The 15,008-nt window shown below is 66.5% G+C and carries 11 protein-coding genes; 5 read left to right on the top strand and 6 right to left on the bottom strand.

Annotated features, from left to right (window positions below; all coding sequences use genetic code 11):
• Positions 1 to 40: 40 nt before the first annotated feature.
• On the bottom strand, positions 41 to 934 hold the full coding sequence (ubiA, locus tag AC07X4_RS05655; RefSeq protein WP_494739493.1) for a 4-hydroxybenzoate octaprenyltransferase: 894 nt from the start codon (positions 932 to 934) through the stop codon (positions 41 to 43).
• A 196-nt stretch (positions 935 to 1,130) separates the two neighbouring features.
• Between ubiA and AC07X4_RS05660 the strand changes: the two genes are divergently transcribed.
• The 4 genes from AC07X4_RS05660 to AC07X4_RS05675 are packed head-to-tail and all read left to right on the top strand — an operon-like array spanning position 1,131 to position 7,216.
• Positions 1,131 to 4,574, top strand: a complete 3,444-nt coding sequence (locus AC07X4_RS05660) for a response regulator (protein WP_494739494.1) — start codon at positions 1,131 to 1,133, stop codon at positions 4,572 to 4,574.
• 8 nt (positions 4,575 to 4,582) lie between these two features.
• Positions 4,583 to 5,419, top strand: a complete 837-nt coding sequence (locus tag AC07X4_RS05665) for a CheR family methyltransferase (protein WP_494739495.1) — start codon at positions 4,583 to 4,585, stop codon at positions 5,417 to 5,419.
• Positions 5,416 to 6,039: a chemotaxis protein CheB gene (locus tag AC07X4_RS05670; protein WP_494739496.1), complete on the top strand. Its 624-nt coding sequence runs from the start codon at positions 5,416 to 5,418 to the stop codon at positions 6,037 to 6,039. Before AC07X4_RS05665 ends, AC07X4_RS05670 begins: the two co-directional genes overlap by 4 nt.
• A gap of 52 nt (positions 6,040 to 6,091) precedes the next feature.
• A complete protein-coding gene (locus AC07X4_RS05675; RefSeq protein WP_494739497.1) occupies positions 6,092 to 7,216 on the top strand; it encodes a hybrid sensor histidine kinase/response regulator in 1,125 nt (374 codons plus the stop codon).
• A 127-nt stretch (positions 7,217 to 7,343) separates the two neighbouring features.
• On the opposite strand, the gene AC07X4_RS05680 is transcribed toward AC07X4_RS05675, so the two are convergent.
• The 5 genes from AC07X4_RS05680 to recG all read right to left on the bottom strand — a co-directional run bounded on the left by AC07X4_RS05680 (position 7,344) and on the right by recG (position 13,615).
• Complete coding sequence (locus AC07X4_RS05680; protein ID WP_494739498.1) at positions 7,344 to 7,712, bottom strand: response regulator; 369 nt, start codon at positions 7,710 to 7,712, stop codon at positions 7,344 to 7,346.
• Positions 7,713 to 7,896: 184 nt separating this feature from the next.
• Positions 7,897 to 8,415 (bottom strand): Dps family protein, encoded by a 519-nt coding sequence (locus AC07X4_RS05685; RefSeq protein ID WP_060984998.1) that lies wholly within the window; start codon positions 8,413 to 8,415, stop codon positions 7,897 to 7,899.
• Between the two features lie 153 nt (positions 8,416 to 8,568).
• A complete protein-coding gene (locus AC07X4_RS05690) occupies positions 8,569 to 10,302 on the bottom strand; it encodes a dipeptidase (protein ID WP_494739499.1) in 1,734 nt (577 codons plus the stop codon).
• Positions 10,303 to 10,448: 146 nt separating this feature from the next.
• On the bottom strand, positions 10,449 to 11,414 hold the full coding sequence (locus AC07X4_RS05695; protein ID WP_056747872.1) for a LysR substrate-binding domain-containing protein: 966 nt from the start codon (positions 11,412 to 11,414) through the stop codon (positions 10,449 to 10,451).
• A 41-nt stretch (positions 11,415 to 11,455) separates the two neighbouring features.
• Positions 11,456 to 13,615, bottom strand: a complete 2,160-nt coding sequence (recG, locus tag AC07X4_RS05700) for an ATP-dependent DNA helicase RecG (protein WP_056747870.1) — start codon at positions 13,613 to 13,615, stop codon at positions 11,456 to 11,458.
• A gap of 110 nt (positions 13,616 to 13,725) precedes the next feature.
• Between recG and AC07X4_RS05705 the strand changes: the two genes are divergently transcribed.
• Positions 13,726 to 15,006: a cyclic di-GMP phosphodiesterase gene (locus AC07X4_RS05705; RefSeq protein ID WP_056065324.1), complete on the top strand. Its 1,281-nt coding sequence runs from the start codon at positions 13,726 to 13,728 to the stop codon at positions 15,004 to 15,006.
• The last annotated feature ends 2 nt before the right edge of the window (positions 15,007 to 15,008 follow it).

The following is a 15,008-nucleotide window of genomic DNA, read 5'->3' on the forward strand; positions in this document are numbered from 1 at the left end:
TTTGGGGCGGTAGCGCTCGTCGATCAAGCGCTAACCGCTATCAATTGGTGAGCATTGCGCGCACGAGGCAACTGCCCGCAATGCCCGCAAACACCGTGGCGCCCAGCCAGTGGTTGATGCGGAACGCCTTGAAGCAGCCCTCGCGGGTGCGGGTGCGGATCAGCGTGAAGTGCCACACGGCCTGGGCCAACGCCACCGCAAGCGCTACATAAAAAATAGCACCCAAGGCATACGGCTGTAGCGCCACCGCCCAAATACCCAAGAAAAGCAGATAAAACACCACAATGGCGGCCACATCCAGCCGTCCCAGGGTGATGGCCGAGGTCTTGATGCCTATCTTCAGGTCGTCGTCCCGGTCCACCATGGCGTATTCGGTGTCGTAGGCCAGCACCCAGAACATATTGCCCAGCCACATCCACCAGGCCACGGCGGGCACGCTGCCCTGCACGGCGGCAAAGGCGATGACGATGCCGAAGTTGAACGCAATGCCCAGCACCGCCTGGGGCATGGAGATGATGCGTTTGGTGAAGGGGTAGGCAATGGCCACCAGCACGGCGGGCACCGACCAGGCGATGGCGGCGGTGTTGGTGGTGAGCACCAGGCCAAACGACACCAGCGCCAGCAGCGCCCCCAGGCCCAGAGCCTCCTTCACCGACACCGCACCGGTGGTGACCGGGCGCTGCGCCGTGCGCTTGACGTGTTTGTCAAAGTCGCGGTCGGCCACGTCGTTCACACAGCAGCCTGCGCTGCGCATGAGGATGGTGCCCAGCACAAACACCGCCAGCAGGTGCCAGCCCGGGAAGCCGTCGGCCGCAATCCACAGCGCGCTCAGCGTGGGCCACAGGCACACCAGCCAGCCAGCGGGGCGGTCCCAGCGGATCAGGTCGAGATAGAGCGAAAAACGGCTGCGGGGGGAAACAGGGGACGACGACATGATGGGACCATTACAAGAGCAGGCTCCGCAGCAAGACGCTGCGGCGGGTGGCGGGCCACGGGCGCACAGAATGTAGCAGCAGCGCCGCGACTGAGGCGCGCGTCACCGGGGCCAGGTAACAGCCCCAGCGCGAGCACAAAACCCGTTAAAGTCTCCGCTCGTTCCCCCAACGCACCGCCCTCTGGGGCACCAACGCATGCCCCATACATCGACCTCCCAGGCCGCCACGCGTTTTGCTGTCCCCCGCGGAATGCTGGTGGGATTTGTGATTGCTGCCCTCGCCACGGTGCTGATCGCGCTGGTGAACTTCCGCACCGCCCAGGTGCGCGCGCAAGCGGTGGAAGCCATGGACGAGACCACGGTGACCATGCGCCACCTCAACCTGTTCGTGTCGTCACTGAAGGACGCCGAGACCGGCCAGCGCGGCTACCTGCTGACGGGGGACGACACCTACCTGCAGCCCTACAACCTGTCGCTGAGCGCCATGGAGCGCAACATGGCGCGCCTGAAGGAACTGACGGACGACAGCGCCGTGCAGCGGCGCCTGGTGCTGCAGATCGACGACCTGCGCCACGAAAAACTGCGCGAGCTGGGCGAGACCATTGAACTGCGCCGCTCCAAGGGCCAGGAAGCCGCCGTGGCCGTGACCCGCAATGATGCCGGCCGCGTGCTGATGGACCGCATCCGCGACCTGGCGTCGGACCTGTCCACGCTGCTGAACCAGCAACTGGAGAGCGACCGCAAGCAATGGGTGGAGGCTGCGGCCATGTCCACCTACTACTCCTGGGGCGGCTCGTTCGTGCTGCTGGTGCTCATCTGCCTGTCGGCCGCCGCCAATGCGCGGGAGTACCGCCTCAAGGCGCAGCAGTCCTGGGTGGCGGCCGGCCTCAACGGGCTGAGCCAGCGCATCCAGGGCGACCACCGGCTGGAAGACCTGGGCCAGCTCACACTCGAATACCTGGCGCAGTACCTGCGCGCCGCCGTAGGGGCGGGCTACGTGGCCGACTGCAACGGCGCACTCACCCTATTTGGGGGCTACGCACTGCCCCGCGAGCGGCTGGAGCAGCGCCTGCTGCCCGGCGAGGGCCTGGTGGGACAGGTCGCACGCTCGCGCCAGATGCTGCATGTGCGCGATGTGCCCGCCGGGCACCTGATGGTGTCGTCCAGCACCGGCCAGTCCGCACCGACCGAACTGCTGCTGGCACCCGCCATCGAGAACGGCGAAGTCTTTGCCGTGATCGAGCTGGGCTTTCATCGCCCGCTGACGGAGCCTGAGCGCACCCTGATGGAGCGCGCCTCGGGCATCCTGGCGGTGGCGATTCGCGCGGGCATTGACCGCAACCGTCTGGAGGCCTTGCTGGAAGAAACCCAGCGCCAGTCCGAAGAGCTGCAGACCCAGCAAGAAGAACTGCGCGTGAGCAACGAAGAGCTGGAGCAGCAAAGCCGCATCCTGCAAGAGTCGCAGGCCCAGATGGAGGTGCAGCAGACCGAGCTGGAGCAGACCAACGCCCACCTGGAGGCGCAGACCCAGCAGCTGGAATACCAGCGCGAACAACTGCTACGCGCCCAAAGCGCCATGACGGACAAGGCCCGCGAGCTGGAGCTGGCCAGCCAGTACAAGAGCGAATTCCTGGCCAACATGAGCCACGAGCTGCGCACGCCGCTCAACTCCACCTTGATCCTGGCCAAGCTGCTGTCTGACAACAAGCCGGGCAACCTGAGCGCCGAGCAGGTGAAGTACGCGCAGACCATCTACGCGGCAGGCAACGACCTGCTGGCCCTCATCAACGACATCCTCGACCTGTCCAAGATCGAGGCCGGCCAGGCCACCGTGTCGGTGGAAACGGTAACGCTGTCCAAGGCCCTGCAAACCCTTATCGACCCGCTGCGCCCGCTGGCGCAGGAGAAGGGCCTGACGCTCACCGCCACCGTCGCCCCCGACGCTCCCGCCACGCTGGACACCGACCCGCAGCGCCTGGGGCAGGTGCTGAAGAACCTGCTGTCCAACGCGCTCAAGTTCACCGAGAAGGGCTCGGTGGCGCTGCATGTGTCGCGCAACCCGGACGACACCCTGTCATTCGCCGTCAAGGACACGGGCATCGGCATCCCGGCGCACCAGCAGGAGCTGATTTTCGAAGCCTTCCGCCAGGCCGATGGCAGCACGCACCGCAAATACGGCGGCACGGGCCTGGGCCTGTCGATCTCGCGCGACCTGGCGCAGCTGCTGGGCGGATCGATCCACGTGCACAGCACGCCGGGCGAAGGCAGCGTCTTCACCCTGGTGCTGCCCCAGAAGCTGGTGCCCCCGTCGCCAGAAGCGGCCCCCGCAGCGCCGCTGGCGGCACCTGCTCCAGCCCATGCGGCGGCACCGGTCGTCGCACCGGCTCCTTCGGCCCTGGCTTTGCCGCCTGTGGCTGTACCAGTTGCACCCGCAGCCCCCCGCCGTGCGGGCGCGCGCAGCATCCTGGTGATCGAGGACGACGTGCGCTTTGCGCAGATCCTGAGCGACCTGGCGCGGGAGATGGACTTTGACTGCCACCTGGCCCACAACGCGGCCGACGGCCTGGCGTATGCGATACACAGCCTGCCCAGCGCCATCGTGCTGGACGTGAACCTGCCCGACTTCTCGGGCCTGGGCGTGCTCGACCAGCTCAAGCGCAACCCGGCCACGCGCCACATCCCGGTGCACGTGGTTTCGGTGGCCGACTACTCACAAGAGGCCCTGGGCCGGGGGGCCGTGGGCTACGCCCTCAAGCCCGTCAAGCGCGACGAACTGGTGCATGCCCTGCAGCGGCTCGAAGCCAAGTTCACCCAGAACCTGCGGCGCGTGCTGGTGGTGGAAGACGACGAGCGCCAGCGCGAGAGCGTGCGCCACCTGCTCACCAACGACGACGTGGAGATCGTGGGCGCCGGCACGGCAGCCGAGGCGCTGGCGCACCTGCGCGGCTCCACCTTCGACTGCATGGTGATGGACCTGAACCTGCCCGACCTGAGCGGCTACGAATTGCTGCAGCAGATGACGGAGCAGGACGGTGTCTCCTTCCCGCCCGTCATCGTGTACACAGGCCGCGCCCTGTCGCGCGACGAGGAGCAGCAGCTGCGCCGGTTTTCCAAGTCCATCATCATCAAAGACGCGCGCTCCCCCGAGCGGCTGCTCGACGAGGTCACGCTGTTCCTGCACCAGGTGGAGTCGGAGCTGTCGGCAGAGCACCGCCAGATGCTGCAGGTGGCCCGCAACCGCGAGACTGCCCTGGAAGGCCGCAACGTGCTGGTGGTGGAAGACGATGTACGCAACGTGTTTGCGCTCTCCAGCATCCTGGAGCCCACCGGCATCCGCGTGGAGATCGCGCGCAACGGCCTGGAGGCCCTGCAGGCGCTGGAACGCGCCGGCAGCGGCGGCCACCCTGCGATTGACCTGGTGCTGATGGACATCATGATGCCGGAGATGGACGGTTACACCGCCATGCGCGAGATCCGCAACCGCCCCGAGTGGCGCCGCCTGCCCATCATCGCGCTGACCGCCAAGGCCATGAAGGACGATCAGGAAAAATGCCTGGCCGCCGGGGCCAATGACTACATCGCCAAGCCGCTGGACGTGGAGAAGCTGCTGTCCCTGGTGCGGGTGTGGATGCCCAAGTAGGCCCCGCCATGCCCCATCGCAAGGCCCGCACAGCAGACATCGAGCAGCGCCTGCTGATCGATGCCATCTACCACCGCTATCACTACGACTTCCGGGGCTACGCACAGGCGTCGCTCAAGCGGCGGCTGGCGTCGGCGCTGGTGCAGTTCGACTGCAAGACGCTGTCGCAGCTGCAGGACCGCGTGCTGCACGACCCCGCCGTGTTCCCTGCGCTGCTCGAATACCTCACCGTGCAGGTGAGCGACATGTTCCGCGACCCCAGCTACTTCCAGGCACTGCGCCAGGAGGTGGTGCCACTGCTGCGCACCTACCCGTCGCTCAAGGTCTGGGTGGCCGGGTGCAGTGCGGGGGAAGAGGTGTATGCGCTGGCCATCCTGCTGCAGGAAGAAGGCCTGCTGGACCGCACGCTGATCTACGCCACGGACATCAACCCGCACGCGCTGCGCGCCGCCGAGGCGGGTGTGTTCGACCTGTCCCGGGTGCCTGCCTTCACCGAGAACCATGCGAGCTCCGGCGCCCGCAGCTCGTTGTCGGACTACTACGCTGCCGGCTATGGCCGCGTGGTGTTCGACAAGGGCTTGCGCGAGCACATGGTGTTCTCTGACCACAGCCTGGCCACCGACAGCGTGTTTGCCGAGGTCCATCTGGTGTCCTGCCGCAATGTGCTCATTTACTTCGAGCGCGACCTGCAGAACCGTGCACTCGGGTTGTTCCGCGAGTCGCTGTGCCACCGGGGCTTCCTGGGCCTGGGCTCCAAGGAGTCATTGCGGTTTTCTGCGCACACCGATGCCTTCGAGGACTTCGTGCTGGAGGACCGCATCTACCGAAAAAAGGCCGGACTATGACCAGCCCCGCCCTGGCGCCAAGGCCATCGCCACCGGGGGGCTACCACGCCGTCGTGGTGGGTGGCTCTTCGGGCGGTATTGATGCCCTCTTGCATCTGCTGCCCGCGCTGCCCGCCACCCTGCAGGCCGCGGTTCTGGTCGTGCTGCACCTGCCCCGGGACCGGCGCAGCCTGCTGGTGGACATCTTCCTGCCCCGCTGCGCCCTGGCGCTGCGCGAGGCGCAGGACAAGGACGCCATCACGCCAGGCTCGGTCAGCTTTGCGCCACCCGACTATCACCTGCTGGTCGATGCCGGCCCCCAGGGACCGCATGTGGGGCTGTCGCTGGACGCCCCTCTGCATTTTTCCCGCCCCTCCATCGACGTGCTGTTCGAATCGGCGGCAGACCACTACGGCCCCCGGCTGGTGGGCATCCTGCTGTCGGGCGCCAACGAAGACGGTGTGCACGGCCTGCAAGCCATTCAGGCGGCGGGCGGCCTCACGATCGTGCAAGACCCCGCCAGCGCCAGCATGCCCACCATGCCGCAGGCGGCCATCGCGGCCTTGGCGGTTGACCACATCCTGCCCCCTGAAGGCATTGCCAGGCTGTTGGCGGACCTGCACCAGCGCCAGCAGCTTTGATACGGGCATATGCGTCCTTCCTTGAGAACCCCATCCACCCTCCCCACCGCCCATGCCCCAGACCGACCGCACCAAATGCCTGCTCGTTGACGATGTCGAGGAAAACCTGATCGCCCTGGAGGCGCTGCTGCAACGCGACGGGCTGGACATCCTCAAGGCCCAGTCGGGCCCTGAGGCCCTGGAACTCCTGCTGGCGCATGACGACGTGGCCCTGGCCTTGCTGGACGTGCAGATGCCCGACATGAACGGCTTCGAGCTGGCGGAACTGATCCGGGGCAGCGAGCGCACCCGGCACATCCCGCTCATCTTCATGACAGCGGGCTCACGCGAGCAGAACTGGCAGTTCCGGGGGTACGAGAGCGGGGCGGTGGACTTTCTCTACAAACCCATCGACCCGCACATGCTCACCAACAAGGCGAGCGTGTTCTTTGAACTGCACCGGCGCAAGCAGGCGCTGGCGCACGAGCTGCGCGCGCGCACCGAGGCCTTGCGCATCAACGAAATGTTCATGGCCGTGCTGAGCCACGACCTGCGCACACCGCTGCAGTCCATCGTCGCGGCGGCCACCGTGCTCAAGCGGCAGCCGCCCCCCGACAAGGCGGTACTCATGGCCGACCGGGTGCTGGGCGCCAGCCAGCGCATGGGCCACATGATCGAAGACCTGCTGGACGTGACCCGCATCCGCCAGGCGGGTGGGCTGGCCCTTCAACTGGGCCCTGCCCACATGCAGGCGCTGGTGCAGCGCACGCTGGACGAGGTGGCGGCCAGCCACCCGGAGCGCCCCATCGATTCCACCCTGCAGGGAGACCTGGCAGGCACCTGGGATGCGGAGCGCCTGTGCCAGGTGGTCACCAATCTGGTCGGCAATGCACTGCACCACGGCAGCGCCGACCACCCCGTACGGATTGCGGTGGACGGGACCCGCGCCGAGCAGGTGAGCATCACGGTGGCCAACGGCGGCACCATCCCCCCCGAGCTGTTACCGCATTTGTTCGACCCTTTCCGGGGAGGAGAACGCGAGCCTGGCCGCCACCAGGGTCTGGGGCTGGGGCTTTTTATTGCACACCAGATCGTGCGGGCCCACCGTGGAACCATCGAAGCCAGGTCGCAAGACAATGTCACCACCTTCCAGGTGACACTGCCGCGCCATTCGCCAGCGCGCCCGCACCGCAGTTGACCATGCCAAGCACGCGCAGCCAGCGTGCCGATCAGCAGACAAGCCGACCGCAGGAAGCCCCTGAGGCTCCACCAGTGTGATGTGACAGGGGGGGAGGCAAACCGCGAGCGGGCGGTGCCCGCAAACGTCAGCCGGCGGCCGAGGCCAGCGCGCTTTGGATGGAATCGAGCAGCTGCTCCAGCTCTTCCAGCTCGAAGGGTTTGAGCAAGGCGCGCACGTTCGGCCCCCAATTGCTCGGATGGCTGCCCAGTTCATACCCGGAGCACAGCACCACCCAGCGCTGCGGATCATCTTCCAGCAGCTGGCGGGCCAGATCCGTGCCCGAAAGGCCGGGCAGGCTGACATCGGTCACCAGCACGTCAAAGGGGTCGCCAGCATCCAGCGCCAGCGCCTCTTCGGCAGAGGCGCTGGGCGTGACCGTCCGGCCTTCGCCTTCCATGAGCATGCCGATGGTCTCGCGCAGCTCCGGGTTGTCTTCAACGTACAGGATTCGCATACATCACAGGGAGTTGATCCGCCATGCCGTCCTGCGGGAAGGGAGCATGACCAAAACCCGCATCATGCGCAGGCGACCGTGCTGCGCCGTGTAGGACAAGGCGCTATTCTGCGCGCCTGTGCCATCTCCCTGCGCGCAGCCGGGCCGTGCGTAGGCCGACGCGCGCAGGGGAAGGAGAGCCCTTTTATTCTTCCAGCAGCGAGCGCAGCATCCACGCCGTCTGTTCGTGCACCGTGAGGCGCTGGGTCAGCAGGTCGGCCGTGGGCTCGTCGCTGGCCTTGTCGGCTAGAGGGAACAGGCTGCGCGCCGTGCGGGCCACGGCTTCGTGGCCCTCAACCAGCACACGCACCATGTCCAGCGCCTTGGGGGGCTTGGCGGGGGCGTCGGGCACCGTCGCCAACTTGCCAAACTCGGCATAAGAACCTGGTGCCACATGGCCCAGCGAGCGAATGCGCTCGGCAATCGGGTCCACCGCGTTCCACAGCTCGGTGTACTGCGCCATGAACATGGTGTGCAGCGTGTTGAACATGGGGCCCGTGACGTTCCAGTGGAAGTTATGGGTGGTAAGGTACAGCGTGTAGGTGTCGGCCAGCAGGCGCGACAGGCCCTGGGCGATGGCGGCGCGATCCTTGTCGCTGATGCCGATGTTGATACTGGGGGCAGAGGGTTTGCCGGATGCGGCTTTGCCAGGAGCTTTGGCCATGGGGAGGTTCCTTCCGTGCGGAGAACATGAAACACCCCGCGCTGTGCGGGGTCCTCAAATACTGTAGCGCAAGCGCCTGGCCCCCAGTGTCAGCCAAGGCCGATGCCTTGCGCCTGTGTCAAGAAAACGCAAGCGGAGCCAAGCCCCGCAGGCTTATTGCATGTGCGGCAAGTTGCCAATGCGCACCAGCATCTCGGTGAACATCTGCATGTCGGCATCCAGGTCCGCCACTTCCTTGAACTCCTTGGCATTGTGGGCGGTGTACTTCTTGCCAGGCATGGCAGGGCCAAAGTTGATGGCGTTGGGCATCAGCTTGGCGGTGGTGCTGCCGGCCGTGGGCACGGGCTTGGCTTCGAGGCCGGTGGTGTCGCCAAAGGTGTTGAGCAACGTGGCCAGCCAGGCGCCCTTGGGGTCGCGGGCCATCCAGTTGCCTTGGTTGTGGTCCACCTCCACCGCCACACCGGCCTGGGTGCCCCAGGCCTTGATGCGTTCGGTGGTGGCTTTGGCCACTGCTTCGGGCGTGTTGCCACGGGGCATGCGCACGTTCACCAGCACATCGACCTTGCCATCCTTTTCGCGGATGAGGTTGGGAGACATCGTGAGCGGGCCCATGAAGTCATCGCTGTAGGCCAGCCCCATCGTACGACCCAGGTAGTCGGTGCCATACAGGTCTGTGAGGTAACGCACGGCCTGCGCGTAGCCGTTGGGGGCCAGCACTAGGCCCGACTCCTTGAGGAACAGCGCCAGGCGCGGCAGCGGATTCACGCCTTCTTCGGGGCGCGAGCCGTGGGCCGATGCGCCCGTGACCTTGACCAAGACGTCTGCGCCTTCACGCGCCACATCGATGCTGAACTTGCCGCCCTGGCTGGTGTATTTGCCGATAAAGGCGTCCTTGCCAGCGCTGAGCTGGCGGGTGGTGGCATCGGCGTTGCCGCCACGCAGGCGGGCCGTGGCCGTCTGGGGCACGGCGTTGGCCGATGCGGCGCCCGCCATGGCCACGATGGTGGGCTGGTTGCCTGCCGCGGCGCCCAAGGCAAAGGTGGTGCGCAGCGCACCCGAGCCCTTCTCGGCCACCACCGCAGGATATTTGCTATCGAGCACGATGTTGTACTCAGGCAGCGAGGTCTTGGCGCGGTAGTACTTCATCGCGTCGCCACCGGTTTCTTCGGTGGTTTCGATCATGAGTCGGATGGTGCGCGCCAGCGGCAAGCCGCTGTCCTTGACGGCCTTCATCGCAAACAGCACCGTGGCGATGGAGCCCTTGTCGTCAATGGAGCCCCGGCCATACAGGTTGCCGCCCACGCGGGTCAGCTGGAAGGGGTCAAGCTTCGTGCCATCGTCCAGAACCCATTCGTCGGCCACCACGGGCACCACGTCGGCATGGGTGAGGATGCCGAATTCTTCGGGGCCGCTGCCGGGCAGCTTCACTTCAAAGATGCGGTTGTCCACATTACGGTACTGCAGGCCAAAGTCCTTGGCCATCCCTTCGACCAGGGCACCGAACGCAATGATGTGCTTGTCCTCGTGCGGCGGCACCTTGTCGGCCCGCACCGTGGGAACGGCCACCATCTTCGCGGTGGCGTCGATCACCGCCGCCTGGTTGCGCAAGCGGTTGTGCAGACCCAGCAAGCGGCTGATGTTGACCAGGTCATCACCCACCAAGGGCTTGTGCGCCAGATAAGCCGACACGGCGGTCTGCAGCTGCGGCTGCATCTGTGCAGCCAGCGCCAGGAACTGTCGGAAGTCCGCTGCTGCAGCGGCGGCAGGCGCGGCCGCAATGCGGTCGAGCGCAGGCTTCTTAAGCGTCTGGGCTGCCGGTGGTGGGGTGGGGGTGGAGCAAGCCGTCAGGGCGGCAACCAGCGTGGCGGTGAGCCAAAGCGTCTTCATAGGAACCTCTTGTGGGGGCAAAGGCACCGACCGCCGATGGGCAGAGGGCGCCGTGGAGCAGGGCCTGCCCGGGCCGGGTGGTCCTGCGCAGGGGCGGCGGGAGTGTAGCGCCGATTACAGGAAGCGAATCAGCGCCCCGCAGCCGTTCAGGACAGTCGCGTCACGCCTGGCAGCTCGCACGCATAGATGGCGTTGCGCAGGGCGGCAATGGCTTCGTAGCGCGTGAAGCTGCGGCGCCACGCCAGCACCACGCGGCGCACGGGCGGCGGGCCACCGTCTTCCTCACGGATGGGCAGGTAGCGGATGTAGGTCTCGTCGCTCTTGCGGCGGCGCGACACCGTGAGCAACGCATCGCGCGGCACCGACAGGCGTGGCACCAGCGTCACCCCCATGCCGGCGGCCACCATGTGCTTGATGGTCTCCAGCGATGAGCCCTCAAACGACTTGCGGATGCCCTCGGCGTTGCTCGCAAAGCGCGCGAACTCGGGGCACACCTCCAGCACATGGTCCCGGAAGCAATGGCCCGCCCCGAGCAGGAGCATGGTCTCGTTTTTCAGCTCGGCAGCCGTGACCGACTTCTTGGCCGCCAAGGGGTGCGTGCTGGGCACGGCCGCCATGAAGGGCTCGTCGTACAGCGGCGCCATGGCCAGGCCGGTGTCGGGGAAAGGCTCGGCCAGGATGGCGCAGTCGATCTCGCCCGTGCGCAGCATCTCCAGCAGCTTGACGGTGAAGTTCTCCTGCAGCATCAGCGGCATCTGCGGGGTGCGCGTGATGGACTGGCGCACCAGCTCGGGCAGCAGATAGGGCCCGATGGTGTAGATCACGCCCAGCGTGAGCGGCCCTGCCAGCGGGTCCTTGCCGCGCTTGGCGATTTCCTTGATGGCCGCGGCCTGCTCCAGCACGCTTTGCGCCTGGCGAACAATGTCCTCGCCCAGCGGGGTCACCGTGACTTCGCCCGCGCTGCGCTCGAACAGCTTCACGTCCAGCTCTTCTTCCAGCTTCTTGATGGCCACCGAGAGCGTGGGTTGCGACACATAGCAGGCGTCGGCCGCATGGCCAAAGTGCTTCTCGCGGGCCACCGCAACGATGTACTTGAGTTCGGTGAGGGTCATGGTGTGTTCCTGCGGGCCACGTCAGTGTCGTTCTGAGCGTCTCATGCCTTGAGATAGTCTGATTTTCCACCCAACCAGCGCGCCACGTGTTTGGCGGCCAATTCCGGGTAGCGGTCCAGCATCTGGGGGGCCAGTTCACGCGCCCATTCCAGCAGATGGGTATCGGTCGCCAGGTCGGCAAACCGCAGCAGCGCATCGCCCGACTGGCGGGCGCCCAAAAACTCACCAGGACCTCGGATTTCCAGATCACGCCGGGCGATCTCGAAGCCATCGTTGGTTTCGGCCATGGCGCGCAGGCGCTCCTTGGCGGTTTCGCCCACGCGGCCGCTGTCGTTGGTGGCGTACAGCAGCACGCAGGCCGAGGCCGCCGCACCCCGCCCCACGCGGCCGCGCAGCTGGTGCAATTGCGAGAGGCCAAAACGCTCGGCATGTTCAATGACCATGAGCGAGGCGTTGGGCACGTCCACGCCCACCTCGATCACGGTGGTGCTGACCAGCACGCCCATCTGGCCACTGGTGAAGAGCGCCATCACAGCCTTCTTCTCGGCGGTGGGCATGCGCGAGTGCAGCAGGCCGACCATGCAGCCCGGCAGAGCCCCGCTCAGGTCGGCGTGTGTGGCGGTGGCGTTGGAGAGGTCCAGCGCCTCGCTCTCTTCGATCAGCGGGCACACCCAGTACACCTGCCGCCCGGCCTCCACCTGCGCGCCGATGCGTTCGATCACCTCGTCCTTGCGGCTGTCGGCAATCAGCTTGGTGACGATGGGCGTGCGGCCTGGCGGCAGCTCGTCGATCACCGACACATCCAGGTCCGCGTAGTAGCTCATCGCCAAAGTGCGCGGGATGGGCGTGGCGCTCATCATGAGCATGTGCGGCTCCATGCCGTGGGCCGCCAACTTTTGCCGCAAGGCCAGCCGCTGGGCCACGCCGAAGCGGTGTTGCTCGTCGATGATGGCCAGCGCCAGGTTCTTGAACTGCACCTGGTCCTGGATCACGGCGTGCGTGCCCACCACCAGCGCCGCCTCGCCGCTGGCCACCAGCGCCAGCATGGCAGTACGGTCCTTCTTCTTTTGCCCGCCCACCAGCCAGGCCACCTTGCGGCCGTGTGCGGCCAGCAGCGGTTCGAGCCAGCCGATCATCTTGGCAAAGTGCTGCTCGGCCAGGATTTCGGTGGGTGCCATCAGCGCGCACTGCCAGCCCGCGTCCATGGCCAGGCAGGCGGCCAGGGCCGACACCACGGTTTTGCCCGAGCCCACATCGCCCTGCAGCAGACGGTGCATGGGCACCTGGCGGGCCAGATCGGCCGCAATCTCTTCGCCCACGCGGCGCTGGGCCGCCGTCAGGTCAAACGGCAATACGCCCATCAACTGTTCGTGCAATGGCAGGGCGCCGTCGGTACTGCGCCGGGGCCGCAGCACCGGCGCGCGCAGCATGTCGCGTTCGCGCCGCGACTGCTGCTGCGACAGCTGCTGGGCCAGCAACTCCTCCGCCTTCAACCGCTGCCAGGCCGGGTGGCTCTGGTCCTCCAGCGTGGACAGCGCCACATCGGGCGTGGGATGGTGCAAAAAAGTGAGCGCCTCGCGCAAGCTGAACCTGCGCTGCAGGCCATTGGGGCCATAAACCCGGGCCATCGGTGGCTCTGTGCCGGGTGGCAGGGTGTCGGACAAATCCACCCGCGTCAGCGCACTGACGACGGCCCGGCGCAGGTAGGGTTGGGGCAGTCCGGCGGTGGTGGGGTAGACGGGCGTAAGAGCGGCAGGCAACTCTCCACCCGCCACGCGGAAGGCCGGGTGCAGCATCTGCCGCCCCCAGAAGCCGCCTTTGACCTCGCCCCGAATGCGCAGGCGCGCGCCCACGGCCAGGGTCTTCTGGTGCGACGGGTAGAAGCTGAAAAAGCGCAGCTCACAGCTGCCGGTGTCATCCTCCACCTGCACCAGCAGCTGGCGGCGGGGGCGCAGTTGCACCTCGCTGGCAGTGACCGTGGCCTCGATCTGTACCGTTTGCCCGTCGCGCGCGTTGGCCAGCGGGGTGATGCGGGTTTCATCCTCATAGCGCAAGGGCAGGTGCAGGGCCAGGTCGATATCACGGCGCAGGCCCAGTTTTTGCAACGCCTTCTGCGCCACCGAGGCCGCACCCTGGCCACGCGCGGCCGGGACGGCGGAGCGCGCAGTGGGTTTGGCGGGAGCAGGGGCTGCAGCGGGCATGGAGAGCAATTTGCTAGGGAAAACGAGCGGAGATCGCAGCCTGAAAAGGCTACCATGGTTACCATTGCTAACGCCTGATCACGGCGTTTTTTCGAGTCCGGGGCCCCGTCATGCTCAAGCGCATTCAAATCCAACACCTGACCCTGGGCATGTACCTGCACGAGTTTTGCGGCTCGTGGATGGAGCACCCCTTCTGGCGGGCCAAGTTCCTGCTCAAGGACCCCAAGGACCTCGCCCGCATCCAGGCCACCGCCATTCAGGAAATCTGGATCGATACCGACAAGGGCCTGGATGTGGCCGCAGGCACGGCTTCGATGTCGCGCGAAGAGGTGGATGCGCAGATCGAGACCGACTTCAGCCGCCTGGAGGACCTGCCCCCCATCAAGGTGACGCTGCCTTCGCCCCCTCCTCCCCCCAAGCGGGACCGCCAACCGGCGGACATGCACAGCGAACTGAGGATGGCCGCCGCCATCTGCGTCAAGTCCAAGGAAGCGGTGGTCTCGATGTTCAACGAGGCCCGCATGGGCCGCGCAGTGGACTCGGCCAGTGCACAGAGCCTGGTGGAAGAAATCTCCGACTCCGTCACCCGCAACCCCGGCGCACTCATCAGCCTGGCGCGGCTGAAGACGGCCGACGACTACACCTACATGCATTCGGTGGCGGTGTGTGCGCTCATGGTGGCCCTGGCCAAGCAGCTCAAGCTCAAGGACGACCAGCAGCGGCTCGCTGGCATGGCGGGCCTGCTGCACGACCTGGGCAAGGCGGCCATCCCGCTGGCAGTGCTCAACAAGCCCGGCAAGCTCACCGACCAGGAGTTCACCGTGGTGCGCAGCCACCCGGTGGAGGGCTACCACATGCTCAAGGAAGGCGGCAACGTGCCCGACGCCGTGCTGGACGCCTGCCTCCACCACCATGAAAAGGTGGACGGCTCGGGCTACCCTGACAAGCTGCAGGGCGAAGGCATCAGCGTGATCGCCCGCATGACGGCCATCTGCGACGTGTACGACGCCATCACCTCCGACCGGCCCTACAAGCGCGGCTGGGACCCGGCCGAGTCGCTGCGCCGCATGGCTGAGTGGACCAGGGACCACTTTGACGCACGCATCTTTCAGGCGTTTGTCAAAAGCATCGGCATCTACCCCGTGGGCTCGCTGGTGCGGCTGACCTCGGGCCGCATCGGCATCGTGACTGAGCAATCGCCCACCGCGCTGACCACCCCCATCGTCAAGGTGTTTTTCTCGACCAAGTCCGACCTGCGCATTCCGCCCGAGGTGGTGAACCTAGCCGCCCCGGACTGCAACGAGAAGATCGTGGCACGCGAAGACCCCGAGAAGTGGCGCTTTCCCGACCTGGACGAGCTGTGGTCCGGCTTCTCCGACAAGGTCTGGTAGCC

It is taken from the genome of Acidovorax sp. GW460-11-11-14-LB4 (genome assembly GCF_059423685.1).